Source organism: Carnobacterium viridans, assembly GCF_900102725.1.
GTDB classification, from domain to species: Bacteria; Bacillota; Bacilli; order Lactobacillales; family Carnobacteriaceae; genus Carnobacterium_B; species Carnobacterium_B viridans.
Map to the genome: position 1 here is coordinate 2,082,501 of NZ_FNJW01000008.1, position 15,268 is coordinate 2,097,768.

The following is a 15,268-nucleotide window of genomic DNA, read 5'->3' on the forward strand; positions in this document are numbered from 1 at the left end:
GCTACACACGTGCTACAATGGATGGTACAACGAGTCGCAAGGTCGCGAGGCCAAGCTAATCTCTTAAAGCCATTCTCAGTTCGGATTGTAGGCTGCAACTCGCCTACATGAAGCCGGAATCGCTAGTAATCGCGGATCAGCACGCCGCGGTGAATACGTTCCCGGGTCTTGTACACACCGCCCGTCACACCACGAGAGTTTGTAACACCCGAAGTCGGTGAGGTAACCCTTTTGGGAGCCAGCCGCCTAAGGTGGGACAGATAATTGGGGTGAAGTCGTAACAAGGTAGCCGTATCGGAAGGTGCGGCTGGATCACCTCCTTTCTAAGGAATATAACGGAAACCCACACATTCGTCTTTACTTTGTTTAGTTTTGAGAGGTCTAATCTTCTCAAAAAAACGCAACTTTGGTTGCAGCAATACGTTGTTCTTTGAAAACTGGATAAAGTTAAAAAGTGTAATTCAAGTAACAAACCAGAAACACACCGAAAAGTTTTAAAAATGAGTTTTTTTAAGGTTCTCATCGAAAGATGAGGTTTAAAAATTAACTGTTAACCATAGGTTAAGTTAATAAGGGCGCACGGTGAATGCCTTGGCACTAGGAGCCGATGAAGGACGGGACTAACGCCGATATGCTTTGGGGAGCTGTAAGTGAGCTTTGATCCAAAGATTTCCGAATGGGGGAACCCAGCATCTTTGATAGGATGTTACTGCTGACTGAATACATAGGTCAGTAGAGGTAGACGCAGAGAACTGAAACATCTAAGTACCTGCAGGAAGAGAAAGAAAAATCGATTCCCTGAGTAGCGGCGAGCGAAACGGGAATAGCCCAAACCAGAAAGCTTGCTTTCTGGGGTTGTAGGACTGAACACATAGAGTCATAAATGAAGTAGGTAGAAGAAGCGACCTGGAAAGGTCTGCCGAAGAAGGTAAAAGCCCTGTAATCGAAACCTATTTCACTCTGATCAGTATCCTGAGTACGGCGGAACACGAGAAATTCCGTCGGAATCCGGGAGGACCATCTCCCAAGGCTAAATACTCCCTAGTGACCGATAGTGAACCAGTACCGTGAGGGAAAGGTGAAAAGAACCTCGGAAGAGGAGTGAAATAGCCCCTGAAACCGTGTGCCTACAAATAGTTAAAGCCCGTTAATGGGTGATAGCGTGCCTTTTGTAGAATGAACCGGCGAGTTACGATCCCATGCGAGGTTAAGTTGATGAGACGGAGCCGCAGCGAAAGCGAGTCTGAATAGGGCGAATGAGTATGTGGTCGTAGACCCGAAACCAAGTGATCTACCCATGTCCAGGTTGAAGGTGCGGTAATACGCACTGGAGGACCGAACCCACGTATGTTGAAAAATGCGGGGATGAGGTGTGGGTAGCGGAGAAATTCCAATCGAACTTGGAGATAGCTGGTTCTCTCCGAAATAGCTTTAGGGCTAGCCTCGGAATTAGAATCATGGAGGTAGAGCAACTGTTTGGACTAGGGGCCCTTCTCGGGTTACCGAATTCAGATAAACTCCGAATGCCATTGATTTATATCCGGGAGTCAGACTGCGAGTGATAAGATCCGTAGTCGAAAGGGAAACAGCCCAGACCACCAGCTAAGGTCCCAAAGTTTATGTTAAGTGGAAAAGGATGTGGAGTTGCTTAGACAACTAGGATGTTGGCTCAGAAGCAGCCATCATTTAAAGAGTGCGTAATAGCTCACTAGTCGAGTGACCCTGCGCCGAAAATTTACCGGGGCTAAACATAACACCGAAGCTGTGGATAGAACCATTGGTTCTATGGTAGGAGAGCGTTCTAAGGGCGTTGAAGCTAGATCGTGAGGACTAGTGGAGCGCTTAGAAGTGAGAATGCCGGTATGAGTAGCGAAAGACGGGTGAGAATCCCGTCCACCGAATGACTAAGGTTTCCTGGGGAAGGCTCGTCCTCCCAGGGTTAGTCGGGACCTAAGTCGAGGCCGAATGGCGTAGACGATGGACAACAGGTTGAGATTCCTGTACCAGTTGGTTTTGTTTGAACAATGGAGGGACACAGTAGGCTAAGGAATACGCGCTGTTGGATATGCGCGTCCAAGCAACAAGTTTTGAAGTGAGTCAAATGCTTGCTTCTTTAAGAACAAGTTGTGATGGGGAGGGAAATTAAGTACCGAAGTTCCCGATGTCACACTGTCAAGAAAAGCTTCTAGTTAGAAACCAACTGCCCGTACCGCAAACCGACACAGGTAGTCGAGGAGAGAATCCTAAGGTGTGCGAGAGAACTCTCGTTAAGGAACTCGGCAAAATGACCCCGTAACTTCGGGAGAAGGGGTGCTGACCAATTGGTCAGCCGCAGTGAATAGGCCCAGGCGACTGTTTATCAAAAACACAGGTCTCTGCAAAATCGTAAGATGACGTATAGGGGCTGACGCCTGCCCGGTGCTGGAAGGTTAAGAGGATGGGTTAGCTCTCGGGCGAAGCTCAGAATTGAAGCCCCAGTAAACGGCGGCCGTAACTATAACGGTCCTAAGGTAGCGAAATTCCTTGTCGGGTAAGTTCCGACCCGCACGAAAGGCGTAACGATCTGGGCACTGTCTCAACGAGAGACTCGGTGAAATTATAGTACCTGTGAAGATGCAGGTTACCCGCGACAGGACGGAAAGACCCCATGGAGCTTTACTGCAGTTTGATATTGAGTGTTTGTACAGCTTGTACAGGATAGGTAGGAGCCATTGAAGCCAGGACGCCAGTCTTGGTGGAGGCGTTGGTGGGATACTACCCTTGCTGTATGACCACTCTAACCCACAGCCCTTATCGGGCTGGGAGACAGTGTCTGACGGGCAGTTTGACTGGGGCGGTCGCCTCCTAAAGTGTAACGGAGGCGCCCAAAGGTTCCCTCAGAATGGTTGGAAATCATTCGCAGAGTGTAAAGGCATAAGGGAGCTTGACTGCGAGACCTACAAGTCGAGCAGGGACGAAAGTCGGGCTTAGTGATCCGGTGGTTCCGCATGGAAGGGCCATCGCTCAACGGATAAAAGCTACCCTGGGGATAACAGGCTTATCTCCCCCAAGAGTCCACATCGACGGGGAGGTTTGGCACCTCGATGTCGGCTCATCGCATCCTGGGGCTGTAGTCGGTCCCAAGGGTTGGGCTGTTCGCCCATTAAAGCGGTACGCGAGCTGGGTTCAGAACGTCGTGAGACAGTTCGGTCCCTATCCGTCGCGGGCGTAGGAAATTTGAGAGGAGCTGTCCTTAGTACGAGAGGACCGGGATGGACACACCTCTGGTGTACCAGTTGTTCTGCCAAGGGCATTGCTGGGTAGCTATGTGTGGACGGGATAAACGCTGAAAGCATCTAAGCGTGAAGCCCCCCTCAAGATGAGATTTCCCATCACGTAAGTGAGTAAGACCCCTGAGAGATGATCAGGTAGATAGGTTGGAAGTGGAAGTATAGCGATATACGGAGCGGACCAATACTAATCGGTCGAGGACTTAACCAAAGCAAGACCCGGTGTACGAAGGTAAGCAAACGAAACACACTTTAGACTTTATCCAGTTTTGAGAGTCCAACGGACTTTCGATTGAAATTGTGTGGTGATGAGGGCAAGAAGGTCACACCTGTTCCCATGCCGAACACAGAAGTTAAGCTTCTTAGCGCCGATGGTAGTGAAGGGTTTCCCTTTGTGAGAGTAGGACGTTGCCACGCAGATTCAATTAAAATTTTATTTCCCATGGAGGTTTAGCTCAGCTGGGAGAGCATCTGCCTTACAAGCAGAGGGTCGGCGGTTCGATCCCGTCAACCTCCACCATGAGTCATTAGCTCAGTTGGTAGAGCATCTGACTTTTAATCAGAGGGTCGCAGGTTCGAATCCTGCATGACTCATAACTAATCATTCAAGTAAGGTTAGTTATGCCAGACTTTATGCGGGTGTGGCGGAATTGGCAGACGCACTAGATTTAGGATCTAGCGTCGAGAGACGTGGGGGTTCAAGTCCCTTCACCCGCACCATTTTTTAGTTGAATGATTAGTGAAGTACCACTTTAGCCGGCTTAGCTCAGTTGGTAGAGCATCTGATTTGTAATCAGAGGGTCGAGGGTTCAACTCCTTTAGCCGGCATTTTTTGCGAAAGTAGTTCAGTGGTAGAACATCACCTTGCCAAGGTGGGGGTCGCGGGTTCGAATCCCGTCTTTCGCTTACTAGTTCAACTAGTGAGGTCATTCGTAAGAATGAAAAGCTGTTCTAATGCCGGGGTGGCGGAACAGGTAGACGCACAGGACTTAAAATCCTGCGGTGAGTGATCACCGTGCCGGTTCGATTCCGGCCCTCGGCACCATTTGCACCCATAGCTCAATTGGATAGAGTACTTGACTACGAATCAAGGGGTTAGAGGTTCAAGTCCTCTTGGGTGCATTTCTTTTGAAAAAAAGAATAACTCAGTAACGGGAAGTAGCTCAGCTTGGTAGAGCACTTGGTTTGGGACCAAGGGGTCGCAGGTTCGAATCCTGTCTTCCCGATTGAAATTTTGGGGCCTTAGCTCAGCTGGGAGAGCGCCTGCCTTGCACGCAGGAGGTCAGCGGTTCGATCCCGCTAGGCTCCACTTTTTATAAAATTTCATCTTTATTACCTTATTATTATGGCGGTGTAGCTCAGCTGGCTAGAGCGTCCGGTTCATACCCGGGAGGTCGGGGGTTCGATCCCCTTCGCCGCTATTATTATTTTTTAAAGATCTTGGACCTTTAGCTCAGTTGGTTAGAGCAGACGGCTCATAACCGTCCGGTCGTAGGTTCGAGTCCTACAAGGTCCATTAATCGGTTAAGATTAAAGTAACCTTGTATCATTATGGAGGATTACCCAAGTCCGGCTGAAGGGAACGGTCTTGAAAACCGTCAGGTGTGTAAAAGCACGCAAGGGTTCGAATCCCTTATCCTCCTTTTTTAAAATGATTCATTTATATTATCGCGGGGTGGAGCAGTTGGCAGCTCGTCGGGCTCATAACCCGAAGGTCACAGGTTCAAGTCCTGTCCCCGCAATTTATCTTTTGAAAAAAAGGTAGTTTTAAAAGTAAAGGTCTCGTGGTGTAGGGGTTAACATGTCTGCCTGTCACGCAGAAGATCGCGGGTTCGATTCCCGTCGAGACCGTTTTTGCGAGTGTAGTTTAGTGGTAAAACCACAGCCTTCCAAGCTGTTGATGCGAGTTCGATTCTCGTCACTCGCTTTTTTTATGGGCCTATAGCTCAGCTGGTTAGAGCGCACGCCTGATAAGCGTGAGGTCGATGGTTCGAGTCCATTTAGGCCCATTGAATAATTTTATAAATCAATAATTATTTTAGTTGTTTTGGGGAAGTACTCAAGTGGCTGAAGAGGCGCCCCTGCTAAGGGTGTAGGTCGTTAACGCGGCGCGAGGGTTCAAATCCCTCCTTCTCCGTATTTTTATTATTGTTAGTTTTCAAGGCCCGTTGGTCAAGCGGTTAAGACACCGCCCTTTCACGGCGGTATCACGGGTTCGATTCCCGTACGGGTCATAAACAATTTTGTTTAATTTAATAGCATCATCTTATCAGTCTTATGGAGGATTACCCAAGTCCGGCTGAAGGGAACGGTCTTGAAAACCGTCAGGTGTGTAAAAGCACGCAAGAGTTCGAATCTCTTATCCTCCTTTTTTAAAATGATTCATTTATATTATCGCGGGGTGGAGCAGTTGGCAGCTCGTCGGGCTCATAACCCGAAGGTCACAGGTTCAAGTCCTGTCCCCGCAATTTATCTTTTTAAAAAAGATAATTTTAAATGCAAAATTGGTCTCGTGGTGTAGGGGTTAACATGTCTGCCTGTCACGCAGAAGATCGCGGGTTCGATTCCCGTCGAGACCGTTTAATTTAATACTTGGCCTGGTAGCTCAGTTGGTAGAGCACTTGATTGAAGCTCAAGGTGTCGGCAGTTCGATTCTGTCCCAGGCCACTTTTTAATGCGGGTGTAGTTTAGTGGTAAAACCACAGCCTTCCAAGCTGTTGATGCGAGTTCGATTCTCGTCACCCGCTTTTTTTTTTTGGGCCTATAGCTCAGCTGGTTAGAGCGCACGCCTGATAAGCGTGAGGTCGATGGTTCGAGTCCATTTAGGCCCATTGTACTACAATTTAGAACGGCCCGTTGGTCAAGCGGTTAAGACACCGCCCTTTCACGGCGGTATCACGGGTTCGATTCCCGTACGGGTCATAAAAATAAGCCGAATAAAAAGGATAAGAGGAAACTTCTCTTATCCTTTTTTGATTCAATAATTTTTAGTAGTTCTACGTCAAGTAACGTAGGTGAAGAATAATAGTCTTGTCATTTCAATAGTTCAGGCAGATTTCATGGCTTGCGTTAAGCATCCATGGAACCTGTTTCTTTAAGAGAATAGCCTCAAAAAGTATAAATGAAGAGCATTATACTAAAAGAGATAAAAAAAGAAATGGCACAGAGTTGCAAAGTTCTTTGTGTTAATTTAGCTGAAATCGATTTTTTTTTGGAAAAAACTAATTGAACGACTTTAACAGTAAAAGGTAAAGTAAGTATAAAGATAAATGATAGGCTCTTGAAAGTAGGAATAAAAGAGATGAAACTGACTGCATAGATCAGAATTAGTAAATATAAAACGATACGTTGAAAGTGTTTGTGATCTAAAAAAAGATTGTTTGGATCATGGTCGTTCAACTGTCCATTAATTTTTGTATAGTTTAATTGAAGTTTTCCCAGCTCAACTAAAAAGACCATTAGTATTAATGGAATACTCCAATAAAAAAGTGTATTAGGGATGAAATTTGCTTGAACAAAAAAACTTAGGTAGGTTAATATACCACCCTTAAATACACTAGAAAAAAATAACATCAGCCACGAATAACCCTGTTTAACAAGATAAAATTGTAAATGAATCACCAAACTATAAAAGAAACATAACAATCCTACTAAATAATGAATGTTGTAAGCAAAGTAATAGATGAGCAGTAAATTTAATACTTCAAAGATAAGAAATGGAATATGATTAAATGAAAAAGGTGATTTAATCGTTTTAAATAAAAAATTTCCTAATAAGTGATTAAAAAAAATAAAACTATACAATAGGAGAAAACGTATAAAATTAAATGAACTATACTGACTAGCATAAAGTGTACCTATTAATAAATAAGAGAAAGGAACAACGAGAACTAAAAATAAAGGATGATAAAGATAATGTGTAACAGTTTTATAAATAGAGTGCACCAATGAAAAAACTCCTTTTAATGATTTGTCTAATCTTATTTTACCTAAAAAAGGGATAATGGTATAGAGAAATGAAGAATAAATAAGCTGAACGGCTAGAAAGTATGATGATTTTGATCAAATTCACTAATTTTAGTAGATTTAATACTAATAAAGTACGAATTATGGTAAAATGTATAAGGTTTGCAAATCGGATTCCCGAGAGGATTCACTTTAGAAGTGGAGAAGCCTTGTAACCGAAAATTTAAAGGGGGAACAAAGTAATGACAGAAAGAAGATTATTTACTTCTGAATCTGTTTCAGAAGGACATCCAGATAAAATAGCTGATCAAGTCAGTGATGCTATATTGGATGCAATTTTAACAAAAGATCCGGACGCACGCGTTGCTTGCGAAACGATTGTAACAACAGGTTTAGTATTAGTGGCGGGAGAAATCTCTACTACAACATATGTTGATATCCAAAAAACAGTACGTGATACGATTCGTGAAATCGGATATACAAGAGCTAAATATGGTTTTGACGCAGATACGTGTGCTGTAATTGTATCTATTGACGAACAATCAAGAGACATTGCTCAAGGTGTTGATGAGTCTATTGAATCTAAAGAAACGAATCAAGATGAGTTAGATCAAATCGGTGCAGGGGACCAAGGATTAATGTTTGGTTTTGCTGTAAACGAAACTCCTGAATTAATGCCATTGCCCATTTCTTTGAGCCATCGTTTAACAAAACGGTTATCTATCGTTAGAAAAGAAAAGTTGGTCTCTTACTTAAGACCAGATGCGAAAGCTCAAGTTACGGTAGAATATGATGAAAATAACAAACCATTGCGTGTTGATACTATTGTTATCAGTACACAGCATCATCCTGATGTAACCTATGAATTATTGAAAAAAGATATGATTGAACTTGTCATTAAACATGAGATACCTAGTGAGCTATTAGATGAAGATACTAAGTACTTTATTAATCCAACTGGGCGTTTTGTTATTGGCGGACCACAAGGAGATGCCGGATTAACAGGACGTAAAATTATCGTGGACACTTATGGTGGCTATGCTCGTCATGGCGGTGGAGCTTTCTCTGGGAAAGATCCTACAAAAGTCGATAGATCAGCAAGTTATGCTGCTCGTTATATTGCGAAAAATATTGTAGCTGCCAAATTTGCGGATAAATGTGAAGTTCAATTGGCTTATGCAATCGGAGTAGCACACCCAGTCTCTATTTCTATTGATACATTTGAAACTGGAACCATTTCAGAATCAAAATTAATTGAAGCAGTACGAGCTAATTTTGATTTGAGACCGGCTGGAATTATCAAAATGTTGGATTTACAAAGACCAATTTATAAACAAACTGCAGCATATGGTCACTTTGGACGTACCGATATTGACTTAACTTGGGAACATACGGATAAAGTTGACGATTTAAAATTATTTTTAGCTAAATAATATAAAAATAAAGAGATGACGCTAAGCTGTCATTTCTTTATTTTTTTCAATAGCTATTAATAAAGGTGGATTGTTTTTTTGATTTAAAAAGTCATAACGTAAAACCGTGTAATCTGTTTGAGAAAGTGTTTGGACATAATTAAGCACACTTTTTTTTTCTTCTTTTCCGCCCTCGTGACCATAATAAACAACGAGTAAAAGCAATCCTCCTTTTCTTAGGCGAGGCAAAATTTCTTTGATGGCGATTAATGTAGTTTCAGCTTTTGTAATAATAGTCTTATCACCTTTAGGCAGATAGCCTAAATTAAAAACAGCTCCAGCTAAAAGAGTATTTTTAGGCAGTACAGAACTAAGCGTCTCATGACCTTGTTGAAATAACACAACTTGATCCGCTAAGCCAGTTAAGAGTAGTTTTTCTTTGGTTTTTTTTATGGCTTCTTCTTGTAAGTCAAAGCCATAAACTTTCCCAGTGTTACCTACTAACGTTGCTAATAGAACTGTGTCATTCCCACTTCCTATTGTGGCATCGATAACAATATCCCCAGGTATAAGAGTATTTTTTAATAAAGTATGACTATAGTGTAGAGCATTTTCAAGCATGATTATTCATCCTTCCTATCCGATCAATGAATGGACTTATTTATTCTATTTTATCATTTATAAATAAATATGGAATAATCAAAAAAGAAGGAAATTGGAGTGAGACGTCAATTTCCTTCTTTCTATTTAAATAATCTTGTTTAGGGGTCTATATGGCTAAAATGTAGTCTTTTTAATTCTGTTAATTTTTTTTAGTTTAATAGAGTAAAAGGCTGCAGAAAGAGCAAACCAAGAACCTGCTAAACAAAATCCAGCAACTACATCAGAAGGAAAATGTACCCCCAAGTAAATACGACTTAAACCAACAATACTAACAATGAGTACGGTTATTAAACAAGTTAACCACTTAATCCATTTTTTTTGAGTGAAGTGGATGATCAAAAAAGCAATTCCACCATAACAAATTAAGGAAGCCATAGAATGACCGCTTGGAAAACTATAACCGTCTTGTAAAACCAAATGTTCAATAGTTGGCCGAGTTCTCTGGAAAAAGAATTTTACGACTTGATTTAAGAGCCCAGCTCCTAGAGCAACATGTAAAATAAACCAATATGCTGTTTTAGTATCTTTCTTTTGCCAAATAAAATAAAGACTGACGATCAACGTAAGAAGTACAATAAAAAAGGTTCCACCCATATCGGTTATAAATGAATAAAAAGCAGTGCTTTTAGGAGAACGATTCATTAAGATAGGAGAGGCGATAAAGTGGTCAAACACATTGATCCACTCAGCTTGCTGTGCGACTCCATATGCAAGTACACTAAAAGGAATGAGTAACACTAGACACAATAAAAAATAATTCGAGGTAAAAAAAGATGTTTTAGATTTCATAATTTTTCTCATACTTTCTATAAATTGGATATACTTATTGAAAAAATAAGTTTAGCATATTCTACGTATAGAATAAACTAAAAGTATTAAACAGAACAAAGACTATCAGTAAAAAAATAATAACTTTTTTTAAAATTCACACTTTCTTATCTCTTTTTTAATAGTTGAAGAATATACTAAATGTAGTAGGTTAAGGGAGTGAAATACATGCTAATTGATGACAGTGAATATGTTCAACTAATAGGGACGTGTCAAATTAAGAGCATTCAATTTCCAAAAATTTTAGTACAAACAGAAAATGGAAAGAGCCTAGTGCTTAATACAACCAAACAACAACAAACAGATTCGGTGTTTTGGGACGCTATTATAGATATTATTGCAGCTGATCTTTGGATACCATACAATAAAGATACATACTTTTTGTTGCAACAAGATTGGATAACAGATACTTCTTTTGCTTAAATGATAAATGAGTCGAATCAACCTAATGTCACTATACATTTAGGTTGATTTTTTTGTCTATTTTAGTGAAACGCTATATGTGTATATTACGGTTGTGTAACGTATATTAAAAAAAGGTCTTCTACTTAACTTAACCTTCCATTCTATCTATGGGAAAGATATAATAAAATAGCAAGTGCTTTACAATAAAGTAGACCTTGAGAATGATTAAAGAATAAAAGTAGGAGGTACTCACTTTGGAAAAAACAAGAAAAGAAAGAATTTCAGCTGAAAAAAATAAAAAAAGTTTTGATCAATCAGGATATACTAATGGATTGATGAAAAAAGGCACAGCTGTTTTTAGCACAACTTTATTAGTGAGTTTACTAGCATTTCCAACTTTTTCTGCATCAGCTAGCGCAAATGAATTAGCTGATACAAGTAGTAAAAAATTGGAAGAAACGCTTGAACATAACAGCAATGTAACTAATGTAACCGAAGAAGCAACCACAAAGACAGCTGTAGAAACGGACAGTAGCGAGTACATATCACAAGACGATTTAATTGAGAAAGAACAAAAAATTAAAGAATTAAAAACTATTATATCTACAGAAGATTTTGAAACTTTAAAATTTGACGAATTATCAGTTGAAGAAATTGATGAATTAATTTTAACTGCTCTAGAAAAATTAACAGAAGAATCAAATGAAGAAATAGAAAATGAAGCAGGTACCGGAATAACTGATGAGTTAAATGATTCTACTACTGAACCAACCGAGGCAGTTAAAGATGAAAGCGATGTTTCAGAAGAAGATACAGCCGAAGAAATTGAAGTGTTAAAACCAGAAGTAGTAGAGGAATCACTTGAGATTGAGGATACTATTTCAAAAGATGAATCTGAAAAAGTAGTAGAAGAAGAAATTGATCTTGTTGCTGAACCGAGCGAATCAGAAGTTGTAGAACTACCAAATGAAATTGAAAAAGATGTACCAGTAGTAGAAGCAATTGAAGCAGTAGAACAAGAAATTATAGAACCAGAAGTTGCAGAACTTCCAAACGAAGCTGAACCTAGTATTCCAGAAGAAGCAGAAGATACGGTTGAAACTATTGTAGAATCTGAAGAACCAGTAGTAGAAGAACCGACAATTGTAAAAGAAGAGGTTAAAAAGGAAGTTGTAAAAGAAACGGTTAAAGCCAAGGTAGTTGCTCCGAAAACTACAACGACTTCGGCTAAAACAACTGCAGTTACTTCAAAAGTTGCAACGACTTCAGCTAAAACAACAGCAGTAGCAACAACTTCTGTAGCAACAGCAAAAACGTACACAGTAAAATCGGGAGATACACTAAATAAAATTAGTAAAGCCAATAATGTGACTGTAGCAAACTTGAAAAAATGGAACAATTTGTCTTCAGATTTAATTAAAGTTGGACAAGTTTTAGCATTAAATGAAGCAGCAGCCAAGAACGTAACAACTCCAACGCCTTCTAAAACAAATGACTCTATTGCAAATGCAACAACACCAGCTGGTTTTGTTAATGCTATTGCCTCTTATGCAAAGCAAGTTGCAGCTAAAAATGATTTATATGCTTCTGTTATGATTGCACAAGCAGCTTTAGAAAGTGGCTATGGCAGCAGTAAACTAGCAACTAGTCCAAACTACAATCTATTTGGTATCAAAGGAAGCTACAACGGAAATACAGTTACGATGTATACTTCTGAATGGAGTTCTTCAACAGGCTGGATTTACATTCCGCAAAACTTTAAGAAATACCCGTCTTATGCTGAGTCTTTACAAGATAATGCAAATTTAATAAAAAATGGAACTTCATGGGATCATGGCTATTATTCTGGAGCTTGGGTAAGTAATTCATCAAATGCATTTGAGGCAACAGCTTGGTTACAAGGGCGTTATGCGACGGACCCAACTTATGCATCTAAATTAAATGCTATTATAAATGCATATAACTTAACACAATATGATACAAAATCTTCAGGAGGATCAACAACAACTCCTGAATCAAATGATAATTCTTCAACAACACCAAGCACTGGAAATACAGGGTCGTCGAATACAGGCGAAACGTCATATACTGTAAAATCTGGTGACACTTTAACAGGTATTGGTTCAAAATACGGCGTATCTGTGTCAAACTTGAAATCATGGAACAACTTAAAATCAGATACGATTTATGTGAATCAAACGTTGACGATTAAAGGAGGTTCAACTTCAGGCGGATCAACGATAACACCAAGTACACCAAGTACAGGAAACACAAGCAGCACATCGTACACAGTCAAATCAGGTGACACATTGACAGCTATTGCATCAAAATACGGTGTATCTGTGTCAAACTTGAAAACATGGAACAACCTAAAATCAGATACAATTTATGTGAATCAAACGTTGACGATTAAAGGCGGTTCAACTTCAAGCGGATCAACGACAACACCAAGTACACCAAGTACAGGAAACACAAGCAGCACATCGTACACAGTGAAATCAGGTGACACATTAACAGGTATTGGTTCAAAACATGGTGTATCTGTAGCGAACTTGAAAACATGGAGCAACTTAAAATCAGATACAATTTATGTGAATCAAACGTTGACAATCAAAGGCGGTTCAACTTCAAGCGGATCAACGACAACACCAAGTACAGGAAACACAAGCAGCACATCGTATACTGTAAAATCTGGAGATACGTTAACAGGTATTGGTTCAAAACATGGTGTATCTGTAGCGAACTTGAAAACATGGAACAACCTAAAATCAGATACGATTTATGTGAATCAAACGTTGACGATTAAAGGCGGTTCAACTTCAAGCGGATCAACGACAACACCAAGTACACCAAGTACAGGAAACACAAGCAGCACATCGTACACAGTGAAATCAGGTGACACATTAACAGGTATTGGTTCAAAACATGGTGTATCTGTAGCGAACTTGAAAACATGGAACAACTTAAAATCAGATACAATTTATGTGAATCAAACGTTGACAATCAAAGGCGGTTCAACTTCAAGCGGATCAACGACAACACCAAGTACAGGAAACACAAGCAGCACATCGTATACTGTAAAATCTGGAGATACGTTAACAGGTATTGGTTCAAAACATGGTGTATCTGTAGCGAACTTGAAAACATGGAACAACCTAAAATCAGATACGATTTATGTGAATCAAACGTTGACGATTAAAGGCGGTTCAACTTCAATCGGATCAACAACACCAAGTACGCCAAGTACAGGAAACACAAGCAGCACATCGTACACAGTAAAATCTGGTGATACGTTAACAGGCATTGGTTCAAAACATGGTGTATCTGTAGCGAACTTGAAAACATGGAACAACCTAAAAACAGATACGATTTATGTGAATCAAACGTTGACGATTAAAGGTGATTCAACTTCAGGCGTATCAACGACAACACCAAGCACACCAAGTACACCAAGCACAGGGAATACGAGCACCACGTCAAACACTGTGAAATCAGGTGACACATTGACAGCTATTGCATCAAAATACGGTGTATCTGTGTCAAACTTGAAAACATGGAACAATCTAAAAACAGATACGATTTATGTAAACCAAGCATTAACGATTAAAGGCGGTTCAACTTCAGGCGTATCAACGACAACACCAAGTACACCAAGCACAGGGAATACGAGCACCACGTCACACACTGTGAAATCAGGTGACACATTGACAGCTATTGCATCAAAATACGGTGTATCTGTAGCAAACTTGAAAACATGGAACAACCTAAAAACAGATACGATCTATGTGAACCAAGCATTAACGATTAAAGGCGGTTCAACTTCAGGTAGTACAACGACAACACCAACTAGTGTAAATATGCATAAAGTCGTCAGTGGCGATACTCTTTGGGATATTGCTCAAAAATATAGTATGTCTATTTCAGATTTGAAATCAGCGAACTACTTAAAATCAGATGTTATATTTGTTGGTCAGTCTTTGATTATCAAATAATCATAAAAGGAGACTCAACATAAAATTTGAGTCTCCTTTTATGTTGCAAGATAACTAAAAAGGGAGTGAAGATGATGATTATTACGACAACAACTTCTGTTGAAGGTTTTGAAATTTCTTCTTATGAAGGAATTGTATTTGGTGAAGTTATCTCTGGTATCAATATGTTTAAAGATATGGGTGCGGGTTTGCGAAACATGTTTGGTGGACGCTCTCAAGGTTATGAGAACGAATTATTAGAAGCTCGTAGTAAAGCATTAGAGGAAATGGAAATAAGAGCTGACGAACAAGGAGCAGATGCTATTGTAGGGGTTAAAATGGACTATGAGACATTAGGATCAGACAATGGTATGATTATGGTTACCTGTAGTGGAACAGCAGTGAAGCTTAAAACAGTTAAATAGTAGACGAATAGTTGAATTGAAAAGAGGCTTTATAGATCAACTGTTAGTTTTTCTTATTGCTCCTATAGTCAATTTTTGTTAAAATGAAAACAATAGTAAAAAACAGTGAAAAGGAATAGTAGAAACGATTTTTTTTTGAGAGAGTGCATGGGTGGTGGAAATGCATAAAAAAGACTTTCGAACTCGCCTTTAGAGTTGCTTTGTTGAAAAAAAGTAGACAAAGACGTAACGCCTGCGTTAAGGGTATGAGGAGTCTTCAATTATTCTATTAGCAAGAAAATGATTGTAGAAAACATAGGTGGTACCACGATAATCAATTGTTTAGTCGT

General features: G+C 40.0%; 6 protein-coding genes, 25 tRNA genes, 3 rRNA genes, 1 riboswitch and 1 other annotated feature (2 of these 36 only partly in view). Of the genes, 32 read left to right on the plus strand and 2 right to left on the minus strand.

Features of this window, described 5'->3' with window-relative positions; all coding sequences use genetic code 11:
- The 29 genes from BLT48_RS11460 to metK form a co-directional block, all read left to right on the plus strand.
- Window positions 1-323: ribosomal RNA gene (locus tag BLT48_RS11460) — 16S ribosomal RNA — on the plus strand (it extends 1,239 nt beyond the left edge of the window).
- Between the two features lie 236 nt (window positions 324-559).
- Window positions 560-3,480 (plus strand): 23S ribosomal RNA (locus tag BLT48_RS11465).
- A gap of 90 nt (window positions 3,481-3,570) precedes the next feature.
- Window positions 3,571-3,686, plus strand: a 5S ribosomal RNA gene (rrf, locus tag BLT48_RS11470).
- The 16S, 23S and 5S rRNA genes sit together here with 25 tRNA genes alongside, the layout of an rRNA operon.
- A 27-nt stretch (window positions 3,687-3,713) precedes the next feature.
- Window positions 3,714-3,789, plus strand: a tRNA-Val gene (locus BLT48_RS11475).
- 1 nt (window position 3,790) lies between these two features.
- A tRNA-Lys gene (locus BLT48_RS11480) sits at window positions 3,791-3,863 on the plus strand.
- 41 nt (window positions 3,864-3,904) lie between these two features.
- A tRNA-Leu gene (locus tag BLT48_RS11485) sits at window positions 3,905-3,989 on the plus strand.
- A 35-nt stretch (window positions 3,990-4,024) separates the two neighbouring features.
- Window positions 4,025-4,097 (plus strand) — tRNA-Thr (locus tag BLT48_RS11490).
- A gap of 6 nt (window positions 4,098-4,103) precedes the next feature.
- Window positions 4,104-4,175 (plus strand) — tRNA-Gly (locus tag BLT48_RS11495).
- A gap of 50 nt (window positions 4,176-4,225) precedes the next feature.
- A tRNA-Leu gene (locus BLT48_RS11500) sits at window positions 4,226-4,314 on the plus strand.
- A 3-nt stretch (window positions 4,315-4,317) separates the two neighbouring features.
- Window positions 4,318-4,391 (plus strand) — tRNA-Arg (locus BLT48_RS11505).
- A 30-nt stretch (window positions 4,392-4,421) separates the two neighbouring features.
- Window positions 4,422-4,495: transfer RNA gene (locus tag BLT48_RS11510), tRNA-Pro, on the plus strand.
- 10 nt (window positions 4,496-4,505) lie between these two features.
- Window positions 4,506-4,578 (plus strand) — tRNA-Ala (locus BLT48_RS11515).
- A 38-nt stretch (window positions 4,579-4,616) separates the two neighbouring features.
- Window positions 4,617-4,690, plus strand: a tRNA-Met gene (locus BLT48_RS11520).
- Window positions 4,691-4,711: 21 nt separating this feature from the next.
- Window positions 4,712-4,785, plus strand: a tRNA-Ile gene (locus BLT48_RS11525).
- 37 nt (window positions 4,786-4,822) lie between these two features.
- A tRNA-Ser gene (locus BLT48_RS11530) sits at window positions 4,823-4,912 on the plus strand.
- A gap of 26 nt (window positions 4,913-4,938) precedes the next feature.
- Window positions 4,939-5,011 (plus strand) — tRNA-Met (locus tag BLT48_RS11535).
- Window positions 5,012-5,047: 36 nt separating this feature from the next.
- Window positions 5,048-5,120 (plus strand) — tRNA-Asp (locus BLT48_RS11540).
- Between the two features lie 5 nt (window positions 5,121-5,125).
- Window positions 5,126-5,196, plus strand: a tRNA-Gly gene (locus BLT48_RS11545).
- 8 nt (window positions 5,197-5,204) lie between these two features.
- Window positions 5,205-5,278, plus strand: a tRNA-Ile gene (locus BLT48_RS11550).
- A 40-nt stretch (window positions 5,279-5,318) separates the two neighbouring features.
- Window positions 5,319-5,406 (plus strand) — tRNA-Ser (locus tag BLT48_RS11555).
- Window positions 5,407-5,431: 25 nt separating this feature from the next.
- A tRNA-Glu gene (locus BLT48_RS11560) sits at window positions 5,432-5,503 on the plus strand.
- Window positions 5,504-5,548: 45 nt separating this feature from the next.
- Window positions 5,549-5,638 (plus strand) — tRNA-Ser (locus BLT48_RS11565).
- Between the two features lie 26 nt (window positions 5,639-5,664).
- Window positions 5,665-5,737: transfer RNA gene (locus BLT48_RS11570), tRNA-Met, on the plus strand.
- Between the two features lie 38 nt (window positions 5,738-5,775).
- Window positions 5,776-5,848 (plus strand) — tRNA-Asp (locus BLT48_RS11575).
- 15 nt (window positions 5,849-5,863) lie between these two features.
- Window positions 5,864-5,936: transfer RNA gene (locus BLT48_RS11580), tRNA-Phe, on the plus strand.
- Between the two features lie 9 nt (window positions 5,937-5,945).
- Window positions 5,946-6,016: transfer RNA gene (locus tag BLT48_RS11585), tRNA-Gly, on the plus strand.
- 10 nt (window positions 6,017-6,026) lie between these two features.
- A tRNA-Ile gene (locus BLT48_RS11590) sits at window positions 6,027-6,100 on the plus strand.
- 19 nt (window positions 6,101-6,119) lie between these two features.
- Window positions 6,120-6,191, plus strand: a tRNA-Glu gene (locus BLT48_RS11595).
- A gap of 1,201 nt (window positions 6,192-7,392) precedes the next feature.
- A riboswitch (SMK box riboswitch) is annotated at window positions 7,393-7,480 on the plus strand.
- Window positions 7,478-8,668 (plus strand): methionine adenosyltransferase, encoded by a 1,191-nt coding sequence (gene metK / locus BLT48_RS11605; RefSeq protein WP_089978091.1) that lies wholly within the window; start codon window positions 7,478-7,480, stop codon window positions 8,666-8,668. It overlaps the preceding riboswitch by 3 nt.
- 21 nt (window positions 8,669-8,689) lie before the next feature.
- Here the strand turns inward: metK and mnmM are convergent, their stop codons facing one another.
- A complete protein-coding gene (mnmM, locus tag BLT48_RS11610; RefSeq protein WP_089978094.1) occupies window positions 8,690-9,268 on the minus strand; it encodes a tRNA 5-(aminomethyl)-2-thiouridylate-methyltransferase MnmM in 579 nt (192 codons plus the stop codon).
- A gap of 156 nt (window positions 9,269-9,424) precedes the next feature.
- Window positions 9,425-10,048 (minus strand): phosphatase PAP2 family protein, encoded by a 624-nt coding sequence (locus BLT48_RS11615; protein ID WP_244885823.1) that lies wholly within the window; start codon window positions 10,046-10,048, stop codon window positions 9,425-9,427.
- 258 nt (window positions 10,049-10,306) lie between these two features.
- On the opposite strand from BLT48_RS11615, the gene BLT48_RS11620 reads away from it, so the two are divergent.
- The 3 genes from BLT48_RS11620 (at window position 10,307) to BLT48_RS11630 (ending at window position 14,939) form a co-directional block, all read left to right on the plus strand.
- Window positions 10,307-10,561, plus strand: a complete 255-nt coding sequence (locus tag BLT48_RS11620; RefSeq protein ID WP_023177035.1) for a hypothetical protein — start codon at window positions 10,307-10,309, stop codon at window positions 10,559-10,561.
- A 236-nt stretch (window positions 10,562-10,797) separates the two neighbouring features.
- Window positions 10,798-14,535 carry a LysM peptidoglycan-binding domain-containing protein gene (locus BLT48_RS14360; protein WP_089978097.1) on the plus strand — a complete coding sequence of 1,246 codons (3,738 nt, stop codon included), beginning with the start codon at window positions 10,798-10,800 and terminating at the stop codon, window positions 14,533-14,535.
- Window positions 14,536-14,609: 74 nt separating this feature from the next.
- A complete protein-coding gene (locus tag BLT48_RS11630) occupies window positions 14,610-14,939 on the plus strand; it encodes a putative heavy metal-binding protein (protein ID WP_035021643.1) in 330 nt (109 codons plus the stop codon).
- A 96-nt stretch (window positions 14,940-15,035) separates the two neighbouring features.
- Window positions 15,036-15,268, plus strand: a binding site (T-box leader) (it continues 7 nt past the right edge of the window).

Coding starts and splice junctions, on each gene's coding strand:
- metK (WP_089978091.1), top strand. CDS start 7,478: ATGACAGAAAGAAGATTATTTACTTCTGAATCTGTTTCAGAAGGACAT.
- BLT48_RS11620 (WP_023177035.1), top strand. CDS start 10,307: ATGCTAATTGATGACAGTGAATATGTTCAACTAATAGGGACGTGTCAA.
- BLT48_RS11630 (WP_035021643.1), top strand. CDS start 14,610: ATGATTATTACGACAACAACTTCTGTTGAAGGTTTTGAAATTTCTTCT.
- mnmM (WP_089978094.1), bottom strand. CDS start 9,268: ATGCTTGAAAATGCTCTACACTATAGTCATACTTTATTAAAAAATACT.